At 56.8% G+C, this 10,579-nt stretch carries 6 protein-coding genes; all 6 read right to left on the bottom strand.

The genetic code is table 11. From position 1 onward, the window contains the following. Nucleotides 1-233: 233 nt before the first annotated feature. Nucleotides 234-1,415, bottom strand: a complete 1,182-nt coding sequence (locus tag EPA64_RS16005) for a Fic family protein (RefSeq protein WP_134727289.1) — start codon at nucleotides 1,413-1,415, stop codon at nucleotides 234-236. A gap of 521 nt (nucleotides 1,416-1,936) precedes the next feature. Then, nucleotides 1,937-3,136, bottom strand: a complete 1,200-nt coding sequence (locus EPA64_RS16000) for a hypothetical protein (protein WP_134727288.1) — start codon at nucleotides 3,134-3,136, stop codon at nucleotides 1,937-1,939. A 413-nt stretch (nucleotides 3,137-3,549) separates the two neighbouring features. Beyond that, complete coding sequence (locus EPA64_RS15995; protein WP_134727287.1) at nucleotides 3,550-5,202, bottom strand: hypothetical protein; 1,653 nt, start codon at nucleotides 5,200-5,202, stop codon at nucleotides 3,550-3,552. 80 nt (nucleotides 5,203-5,282) lie between these two features. Beyond that, nucleotides 5,283-9,035, bottom strand: coding sequence for a hypothetical protein (locus EPA64_RS15990; protein ID WP_134727286.1), 3,753 nt, complete (start codon nucleotides 9,033-9,035; stop codon nucleotides 5,283-5,285). Between the two features lie 20 nt (nucleotides 9,036-9,055). Further along, the gene (locus EPA64_RS15985) at nucleotides 9,056-10,150 is read right to left on the bottom strand and encodes a hypothetical protein (protein WP_134727285.1); all 1,095 of its coding nucleotides are present in this window, start codon (nucleotides 10,148-10,150) and stop codon (nucleotides 9,056-9,058) included. A gap of 212 nt (nucleotides 10,151-10,362) precedes the next feature. Next, on the bottom strand, nucleotides 10,363-10,579 hold a 217-nt coding region (locus EPA64_RS16550), incomplete at its 5' end, for a hypothetical protein (protein WP_220443777.1).

Genomic DNA, 10,579 nt, shown 5'->3' with positions numbered 1-10,579 from the left:
TGTGGCGTAGGGAATGGTTGCGGGGGCAGGCAACCATCTTTACTTGCGACCACCCTATTCTCTTCGCGCCATGCTGCTCCGGACGGAAACATCGCTCCATGGCGAAGTATTTCGCACAGCAGCGTAGGAGACAGACCGAACCCGAATGCGACCTTGTCACCGCTGCTTCGCGCTTCTATCGCCAGCAACTCAACGCTGCCTAGCCTGTCTTGAGCTCCTTGGGAACGAACAGATCAGCTACCCGCCGGCAAGGGATCGGTCCCTTCGCTAAGGATCGCAAGATAGCGGCGGTAGCTGAACACCCGCCCCCGCTTGCGCCCGGTGATTTCGTCAATGATGCCCATCTTCTCCAGATCGGCCAAGGCGGCATTGACCGTCGGAGCCGACAGACCTGTCTGCCGGACCAGTTGGTTAGAGGTCAGGAACGGGTTCTGCTGGAAAAGATCGTGAATACGAAGGGTCGATCCGGCGCGATCACTTTCGGTCGTGATGCGCTCGCGGTCCTCCTTGAACAGGTCGACGATCTTGGTCGCAGCCTCGAAGGCCTGGTTCGCCGTCTCAGCCACCCCGGCAAGGAAGAAATCCAGCCAGGCTTCCCAGTTTCCGTGCTCCCGCACCTCCTGGAGCAGCCGGTAGTAGTCCGCCCGGTGTGTCTTCAGATAGAGGCTGAGATAGAGCAGCGGCTTGCGCAGCGCCCCGTTGACGCAAAGATACAGCGTCACCAGCAGGCGGCCGATACGGCCGTTGCCATCGAGGAACGGGTGGATGGTCTCGAACTGGACATGCAGTAGGCCAGCCTTGATCAGCGCCGGCAATCGCGAACTGTCATCGTGCATGAAACGCTCCAGCGCGTCGAGGCAGGCATCCAGTTCGGTGACGGGCGGCGGAACATAGAGCGCGTTGCCGGGACGCGAGCCGCCGATCCAGTTCTGCGAACGGCGGAACTCGCCGGGGCTTTTCGTGCCGCCCCGCCCGCTTTGCAGCAGCCGCGCATGCATCTCGCGGATCAGGCGCAAGGACAGCGGCAATTCCTCCAGCCGCTCCAGCCCGTACATCATCGCGTCGACGTAGTTCGACACCTCGCGGATGTCGTCGATCGGTTCCCCCGCCTGCGCCTCGGTCTCGAAGCGCAGAAGGTCGGTCAGCGTGGATTGCGTCCCCTCGATCTGGGACGACAGCACTGCCTCCTTGCGCACATACATGTAGAGGAACAGTTCCTGTCGTGGCAGCAGCATGGTAATGCCGTCCAGCCGCCCGAGCGCACGCTCGGCGAGGCTCAACCGCTCGAGAAGCGCCAGCACATCGATCGGCGGCTCCGGCGGGAGGGGCGGCGGAACGAAGGCGCGCACGATCTCGCCCGCGACGGGGGTTTCAACAAAGCGGCCAAGGCGTTGATCAGGTTCGGAATCGGTCATGGGGTGATCATGGCACCCCATCTCTATTTAAGCAATGTCAGTTTCAGTTAAATAACGACAGTGCTAACGTAAGCCACCTTAAATAGGCTCCCCCCTTCTATCCGTAGCAGGTCCACAACCGGCACGACCTGCCGTATACCTCTCAAGGATATCGCACACCGAAGCAGAGTTCCCTAAGACGACCAACCCGCGGCCTGCCCCAAGAACGCCGCAAGAAGCCTCGCGCAGTTGCGAGTCTTCCAAGGCTGCGAATAGTATGCCACATGGTCAGAAACACTAAATACACCTTCCGGCAGGTTCTTCGGACTGCGACGGCGCCGTCGAGAAGATGGCAGCATCATGCACACACCCGGCCAAGATGGCAGCTTTGTGGGACGAAGCGACCATTCGTGACTATGTTGCATTCATGGGCAGATGCATCCTGCCCATCTTTGTAGCCGTCGCACCTGGTCGCCCCGGTCTCGGATCCTGAATTGGACGGAGTAAGCCACTCCTAACAGCTCTGATCGCTTCATAGCGACCTATCCGTAAAACGCGAGCTGATCGATAGTCAGGAGCGACTGGAGTGCGCGCGTCATCGTATATTGATCGCTCCGCGCCAGACCGTGGCCCACGGCATGTCGAGACAGGGTTTCGATGGGCTCTCCGCGATCAAAGCTCGCATAGGTATAGTCTCTCAGATATCGAGCAAATGCGGATGGAAAGAGAAGAGTGTCTTTTTCACCTTCTCGATTGCTTGCTGACTCAACAACAAACTCAAGCATATCGGGAATTCTTCTCGTGTGCTTGCCTGTCCCACGATGATAGGCCACCGCCATAATTCCTTCGATTTCTGTAAGCGTGTTTTTGATGACTGAAACCGGGTCTCTCGCCTTAAACGCGTTGACGGCAGAGCGCATAATCACTTCTTTCTCTCGGAAATGAGCCCTCTGCATCCAGCGCTCAAACATACGTTCAATTCGGGCATCATTAAATTTTGAGAGCAGCGTAGCTTCTGCCTGTTCTAGGGATAGATCGGCATCCAGCATCCCAGTCAGCATCTGAAACTCGCCGGACATGAGTTCCAAAAACGGAAACCAGCCGGCGGACACAATCTTGTCGAAGAGGGGGTTATTTGCGACCGCTGTGTATAGGTCGGCATATTTCATTTGGCGAAGAAGCGCGCCTATTGTCCTCTGCGCCGCCGACACATCCAAGTCCCCATTACTTCGATCCAAGTCGAAGTATAACGCGAACCGCCAACCCTCGCGCAATATCAGCAGTATTCGGTCATGGGGCGCAATTTCCACGAGTGGGAATTCGACAGCAAGAACGTCGGCGACATCACTCTCGAAAAATATAGTCCCACCCGGCATCGCGCCGGGACGCTTAAGGCGCTGGTGAACGACCATAGCGGCCTTGTCCACCCACAGCTCCGCTGATGCGTCCGGCTTTATAACGAGAAGAACGGTGGATGCTCGCTCGATCGATACCCCTGCGCCCGACGCCCGCGCGAAGCCTTGGATAGCCCCGGACATACCCCCAATAATCTTGTAGAACATCGCATCGTCAGAGGTGAGTGCCATTTTGGTGTAAACGCTTACTTGCCCACCAGGCTGTGATGCAGTTGCCGATACTCCCACGAGTTGCACATCTTTGAGCCGAATGGGCTCACCAAGGTTTCCAGCGAGCATCCCCGGCCAAGGCTTTCGGTCATCTGCTTCAGTGGCGTCCGTGGTCATGGCGATCCCTTTGATCGACTCGTGCCATTGGCACCAGAGCCTTTTCAAGTGCCTTTGTGAAGGGCATAGGCAATGACGGCAATGGGCTCCGAGGAACATGCGCGACACAGCACCCGGCAAGTTTGGCGCCCTCAGCCGTTCAGGCGCCTATGGCAGGCGGGCTCGGCCCTAAGTGGACCTTGACGAAGTTTGTGTCGCTGCGGCGCAGTTTCGCCAGGCCGGCCATTCGCCGCACGGACGTCTTGAGCCCCTCGAAACCCTGACCAACCTTGCGCGGTTGGACGTCGCCATCTTGCCGAAGAGGGATCACTACCGGGGCCTGTCGCCGCCCCGAACCCAGCTTCTCAGACAGAGACCTGCCTCTGCACCGACACCGAACGATTCACAATTGGCCAGCGCCGAGAACGCCACATCTAGTAAACTGTTTTAGACGCCTTTTGGGCGAACCAGAAACGAGGGGCCTCACCGCTCCGCTTCAAGCCCACATACAGCCGCCGGACCCCGGATGAATCATCGTAGCTCTTGCTTGACTTGTATTTCGAGAAACTGAGCTTGAAGATGAGGCTTTGCCTGCAGGATTTCAGTGCTTCGTCGAGCCAATCGCGTTCCGCCCACAGGATAGCACCGTCATCCTGATATCTGCTCCTATGACTATCGGGGTCCGGTCGCCACTCGCCCCAGACTTCGCTCTTCAATGCGAGCCTGTTTGCGCGGTCACGCCAACGGCGCTCATCATCGTCGGGTGTCAGCCCGAGCAGCTTGTTGAGCGCCAGTCCCAGCCTTGGACGGGCTATAGCTCCCCGGGTGGCCCACTCGTCACGCTCGTCAATGCCAATGGGATACTTCTCCGGCTCCCATGTCAACGGATTGAACGGTGTCTTCCCGGCGTGGCGGTCAACACGCCCGTCTGACTGAAAACTTGGCAGCCAGAGATCGTGTTCAGGTGTTTTCGAGAACTTCGCACATTGCCCGACCGCGCCCCGCTCCCTGATCAGAGCGGACATGAACCTGACGAATACGCCATCCGGTGACTTCCAATCTCCGCAGAGGGGCAAGAAGCCATCCTCAGAAACCTCGGGGAACCCAGCCTTCCGAAACAACACTTCATCATCTACGAGTGTTTCCTGGCTTCCTTTTCGTTCACCCAGGAGGTTCTGTCGCGCCTGCGCCGGAACAGAATCCTTGTGGTCGAACAACCACGATCCGTCCTCAAACGATACGTCGTTTTCCCTTAGCCACTCGTTCCAAGGATTCCTGTCTTCTGAGTCATAGCTGGCGCGTACGACGGGACGTGATTTCACCAGCGCCGTTGCGGCATGGAGGAGCGCATGCTTTTGCACGTGATCCCGGTACGTCTCGAACCTATCGTCTCCGCCGTGCCTATAGCGAACACCACCGGGGAAATCTGACATACTCGTTGCATCGGGCCACCGTTGCATTACTGCATCGGCAATGCAGTCGCTGGCTTCATTGTGCGATATACAAAAGAGCCTCGCCAGATTGGACACCTTGTACTTGTCAAAATCGTAGTCAAAACCGAAGTCGATCCGCCGATCCTTGTTGTCAGGCCAACCATTGCGCTCGATGACGCCATGCGGAGGCGTCCGGATTTTGCTCAATAGCTTCGTCCCTTGAGAGCTCGCGACTCCATCGCTCCCTATGTGTGCCAAACATCGGGCCAGATGAAGCCTGTTCAGCGCATGCAAATCGGGCCGGTTTGCGAGTGCCTCAAGCCGCGGCTTGAGGGCTTCCAGCTCTTCGCCGTGGTGTAGGGCGGCACGCGCTATCCCCATCAATAGCCATTGCTGTGAATTCAGGAATGCGAAGTGGTGGCTGTCGGAGGTCAGTGATGCGTTCTCGTTCACCTCGAAACGGTCAAGCAGTTGCTCGACATCCTCGGTCAGCCCGAGATCGATCATGCCCTTCAGGCTTCTTGCCGCCCGCCATCTGACGAAGGCATCACTGTCTCCGAGCAAGTGCCAGATGATGTCCGCAACAACCTCGCTCTCGCTGCTCCTGCCCGCAAATGCACTCCGATACGATCCTTCGCCGATCTCATCGCCCACCTTGGCAGCCGAGCTCGACAGAAGACTTTCGAACGCCTCCAAAGCTGTCGATGGATCAGTGTGACCACACAGGCTGGTGGCTAACTGAAGCCACTCGTCACCCCCGAGTTCAAGGCGCTCCTTTGCTTAGTCTCCAAGACCGATTGCAGCACAAACTTCGGATCTCCGCACAGCTCAGACAGGCGGTAGATTTGCCTCGAAATGCCCGAGTAACGAAGATCGAAAAGCTCCGATCCCTTGAATGCAAACAACCTCTTGATCACTCCGAAAACATTGTTCCTTACATGCGCCGTGGTGCCGGCCCATGCCTCCACGTATTCGATAATCAGACTCAGCGCGCCATCAAACTCAAGTTCAGCGGATTCACAAAGTGCCTCGATAAAGTTCAGTTTCTTTGAATACGGGCATGTTCCACGTATCTCATCGAACAGGCGCTTCCTGTAGTCGAACTGCAATAGTTCATTAGCTTGGATTTCCTGCAACGCTTGATCCAGCGAGTGTGCGGACGTCGGATCAAACCTAGCGAGAATAGCTGAAAAGGCTTCCTCGCGAGACTCATCGGTCTGCTTTCTTGTGCCTACATGGAGGCTTTGATCAGTGACCGTACCGCTGTGATTCAATCTGGCATTCTCAAGGTCGCGCTTATGCCGTGCCACGTCTCGCAGGTCCCGAAGGCGGTCCCTCAATGCCTCATCGCCAATCTCTTGATAGGCATCCACACAGTCTAGTAGGCTCTCCCACAGTGTTGGCCACCCTCCGAAACTGTGTTCGCTATCCAGCTTTCCGGCCACCAGTGAGAAGATGGCCTCCCTATCTTCCGGCTTGGCAACCGAAAGCAGATCAGCCAGTCCGTTTCCGGCTTGCCACTCATGCCAGCCGTGATCCTCACACACCGAAAGCAATACAGCCGCGCGCCGTGGGTCCAGGCGGCCTGCCTTCGCCAGGTAACAGGCGAGTTGGGGAAGGCCGTAGGAGTAATCAACGACGTCCTGATCGAACCAGCGTATCAGCTTGTACATTGCCGGAAAGCCGATGGAGGAAGAGGCAGCGCGTCCGAACAAGGTCCATCCAAACTTTGACGGTTCGTGTTGGAAGATCGTCTGGCAAAAATTCATAAGACGGTGCGAGAGCTCCGGCCTGATGTACCCCCCGGGCTGCTCAGCCGCGTAGTGAAGGGCGGAGTAGATCAAGTCGAAATCATCTCCGCCCATCTGATCAAGCTGAGCCAAACCCTGGCTGTAATACTCCTGCGCCTCCGCAATGCTCATCGGTACCAATGATCCCGCCAATTGCCGGTAGGACTCGCCGCGCTGCTCAATGTAGTCGTCTTTCACAATGTCGCTGGAAAGGGAGCTTGCGAAGGCCCCTGCCACATCAGACAGGTTCGCGCGCCGGGCGATGAGTGCGAAAATACTCAACTTCTCGCTTAGGGAGAACCGGTTCGCTTCGACGATCCCTATAAGCTCTTCCGCTTCTCGTTTTTCAACGGTCTCACAATGCCGAAGCAATATCTTAACGAATCCAAAGCCGACATGGCGGGCAACAATGTCTCTCCCCGTCTGGGCGTTCCAATGTACGTCCGGCCGCAGTGCTGATTTCCAAGTCGCCAAGTACGTTGTCAAATCACTGTTAGATATCGCACGTCCGGAAAGAACGGCGCTCTCTATTAGCTTAGCCAGCTTCAAGATGCATGCGACGCCTTTAACAATGTTGTCCCGCTCATGCTCTGAGAACTGCTTGCCCTTATCGGGCGGCCTGCCCCTCCGTTGCTTGCGTCGTTTATCTAAGACCGTGAGGCTGTCGAGAAAGGCTTTTAGATCAGACTCTGAACCGATCAGTCTAGTCTTTCGCGTTACTTCTACATCCTCTGGGATCAGGTGGCGAAACGACAACGGCTTACCTGCAGACCAAACCCCGACGCATGCAGATTGAACCGGCATCCATACTCTATTGATGCCGTGCCGCTCACCGTAGTCATAGCTTGATGGCCTCCGGTGGCGATACAGCTTGAACACCTGCTTTGCCGATAGCCTGGAGTTCACGATCATGGAGGCCATTGCCGCACTGGAGACCGCACCTTGCAGTTCCATCTTGTAGTCTGAATGGTCCTCCGGCACAGTCTTCCTGTACCGCGCCGAAAGAGTGCTGGCCGCTCGCGAAACGGCTCTCAGCCTGCTTTTCGAAAGGCCACAGTCATTCGCTAGAAGCCCGATCTGGAGGGTGAGGGACAGGCACCTCTTCGAGGCAGCGAACTTGGCAAGAGTCTGCAACGCCTCACTTCCATTCGCTGTTTCATGCTGCGCGCACAGCGTGATCAGCTCTTCAATGACAGATAGCGCAAACCTAAAGCGCCAAATTTGCATGTTGCGATTAAATGACGAGAACTCATTCTTCAACACACTCAGGAACATCACCGCAGCAACATCGGAGGCTTCCGGACCCGAGCGCTGAGTCCTTTTGGTCTCATCATCATTGTGGAGATACCAGTTTATCCAGCCAATTGCCCTGTTCTGATGAATGCGCGCTTCGTCAAGCTCGTCTGAAAAACTGTACGCGACGATGAGGCGCGCATCACGAGCACCGCGCCAGCCGGACCGATCGTTGAACAGCCGGCGTGATGCATCAGAGTCTCCCAGGACTGTGGCCAGTGCCGGAGAGCGCCGGATGAACTGATCGCCCCTCGCGTTTGCCGAAGCCACTTGCGAAAGTTCCATCTTGAGGCGCAAGACACGGTCCAAGTCGTACTCGCGCGTGGCAAGCGAGAAAGCCGCGTAGAGGCGCGCAAGTCTTAACCGGCGCCGCCAATATTCGGATTCGACGACATCCGGAAATTCATCTGATCTAGCAAGCTGATAAGCTCCGTTGCTGTCGCCAATGACCACAAGGAAGTGCGGCAGCGCCTCTGCAGCGTAGACCGAGTCCTTCTGGCGCGCTTGAAGCCGTTCCGCGATGGACTGCTGGGCTGCAGCCTCGCTTGCGTACTGTTCCTTGATATAGGTCTCAGTCGGCTCGTCTCGGAATATTGCCCCGTGTTTGACCAGCTCAAGCATGGGCGCAAGATCGGATGCGGCGCTATTGACCTGCGATTCCGACCAGCCCAACGCCTCTGCAAGTTCAGTCAATGGAATAGGCGGCGGAAGAAGTGACAGAGCGGCGAAGAATTCCCGAACGTCATTCTCGCTCCAACCTGCCGTGTGTAAGTCACCAAATATTTTGGCACACTTTTGTTCGATCAGTTCTTCCACAGATATTTCGGTCTGTGGCACGTTACCGGAAACATTTGTGTCCCAGCTTTCGACAAGGTATTCGAGGACACGGGCATTGCCCCGCGAACGCGCGAGTGCCGTGGAGAACTCTACATCCGTGATATTCTCGCGCCTTGTCTCAAGAAAGCGCCGCGTTTCCATTTCAGTGAAGGGCTCAAGCTCAAGGCGCTTTGTCTGGCTCTTGCCGATGACGCGATCCATCCGATGGGGACGTGCGGTGAGCAAGAGCTTCACGCCCTCGATAGGCTCCGCGCTGAGCGATGCAAGCAGAAGCCTTGGAAAGGCAGCTTCATTGCGCGCATCAGCTTCAAGCTGCGCATTGTCCGCAGCGTCCAAAACAACCAGTACGCCTTGCATTGCGGACTGGTTCTTGACGGTCTCACTCGCTTGCTTGAGGCGCTTTCGGGCAACTTCGACCAATCCATATTGATCGCTGTCGGTTGGAAGAAGTGGATCGCAGAGTCCGCGAGCCGCCAGTTCGTTGATGATTTGCAGCAAACCAATCCGAGGCAGGTGACGGGCCTGGGCTTCGGAGCGATACGAACCGCCTCCGAAACAATCGAACACGACGACCTCCAGGGTATCCGTCAGATTTGCCGCAAGGCTCTGGATAAAGACCGTTTTTCGACACTGCCGTCGGCATGCAGGAACACCGGTAGATTGCTGGTCAAGACGCTGTCTCTTAGGTCTTGTAAGACGCTGCGCTCAACGACGTCACCAACATCAACGAACCGCGTATCCGCTGGAAAAAGCTGATCCTCATCACATTCAAGCGCATCGAGGACATCCTCACGCCTGATCGAGTTCTTGCCCTGACCCTCGATCTGCGCCTTCTCACGGACAAGCTCTACAAGAGCGAACAGCCTTTTCGCCGCCTGACCGGCGGAATCAGCCGACCAGTCACTGACCGTTCTTCGCAAGGATCGGTTCTGTGAAGGCAGATCGCTTGTCGAGGCCCGGAACTTGATAAGCGGGAATATGTCCCCCGCTTCAATGTTTTCTTCCTGACACCAGGTCTTAAGGTATTGAAGTTGTGTCTGAGCGCTATTTGTTGCAGGTGCGCCTCCCGACTTTGCACATGAAATGGCGTCCCAAAGCTCGTCTGAGAACTCAGCGTTTGTCACGAATCCAAACGACAGTTTTTGCGCAACTTCCTCTTGCGTTACGCTCGCCTGGAAGGCCCGTAGTGTTGCGGAGAACTTCTTGATCGTTTTCTTGAGATAAGATGATGTAACGGGCTCGGCGGCCTCCTTGTATTTGAACTGCAGAATTTGCTGAGCCGTACAGGTCTTGAAAGTATCACCGCTCCCGTAAAAAAGAACGAGATCGGCGATATCCTCTGCCTCTTTGCCAAGCTTAAGGCTCTCGTCCGGAGAAAGTCCTTCGACGACAATCGCAAAGAGATCGTCTTTTGGAAACACAAGCTGGAGGGCGCGCCGTGCCGCCCACCGTTCGTGAAAGGTGTGCCCGGCGCGTGATACTCTGACCTTGTCTATTCGTCGTCCGGCTTTGCTCACAGTGACCCCGACCCTCTGAAGAAAACGATATATTGGCACGAGGCCAGAGGCCAGTACAGAATGTAGGCCGAGCTTGTTGCCCAAGGCCAATCCAATTATGAGTTCTGGCGCACCCTTCGGGCCGGGCTGTGGTGAACCGAGCCCGCCAGTGGCCGTCTCGGCCATACGGCTTCCATCCCCTGCGCTGATCAGAGTCAGCCCCCGCGGGAGGGATACAGTTCATGCCACTGATCGCGATCGCACTGCTGGGCTTCTCCGCCGCGAACGGCGTCTCCATCACCTCCGCAACGCAGGAGGCTTGAAAGAACGCCCTCGGAAGGATGACGCCTGCTCAACGGACCCGCGGTGCAGCAAAATGCCGTTGCCGACCGCCAGCTTTAGGTTGCCAGCAGATGCCGCACCTGCGAAGGGGCCTCCATGCTGTGATGGGCATGAATGTCGCTAATGGGCTGCTCGAGCCACGCAGCGACCGGGCAATTGGCATTCGCGGTGCGGTGATCGAATGACTGCTTCAAGCGGCTATCGCAACTGCGCTGCTGCATCCGCATCCGTCGGCCTCCCGCCCTTTTTGTCTGGGCCGAACCACCTGCGCAA

The sequence above is a fragment of the Paracoccus luteus genome (assembly GCF_004522155.1).
Taxonomy (GTDB): Bacteria; Pseudomonadota; Alphaproteobacteria; order Rhodobacterales; family Rhodobacteraceae; genus Paracoccus; species Paracoccus luteus.
Note: the sequence above shows the minus strand (reverse complement) of the source record. Positions and strands in the feature narration are given on the sequence as shown.

Bases quoted from the DNA above. Each gene is read 5' to 3' on its own strand.
- EPA64_RS16000 (WP_134727288.1), bottom strand. From the start codon at position 3,136: ATGACCACGGACGCCACTGAAGCAGATGACCGAAAGCCTTGGCCGGGG.
- EPA64_RS15985 (WP_134727285.1), bottom strand. From the start codon at position 10,150: ATGGCCGAGACGGCCACTGGCGGGCTCGGTTCACCACAGCCCGGCCCG.
- EPA64_RS16005 (WP_134727289.1), bottom strand. From the start codon at position 1,415: ATGACCGATTCCGAACCTGATCAACGCCTTGGCCGCTTTGTTGAAACC.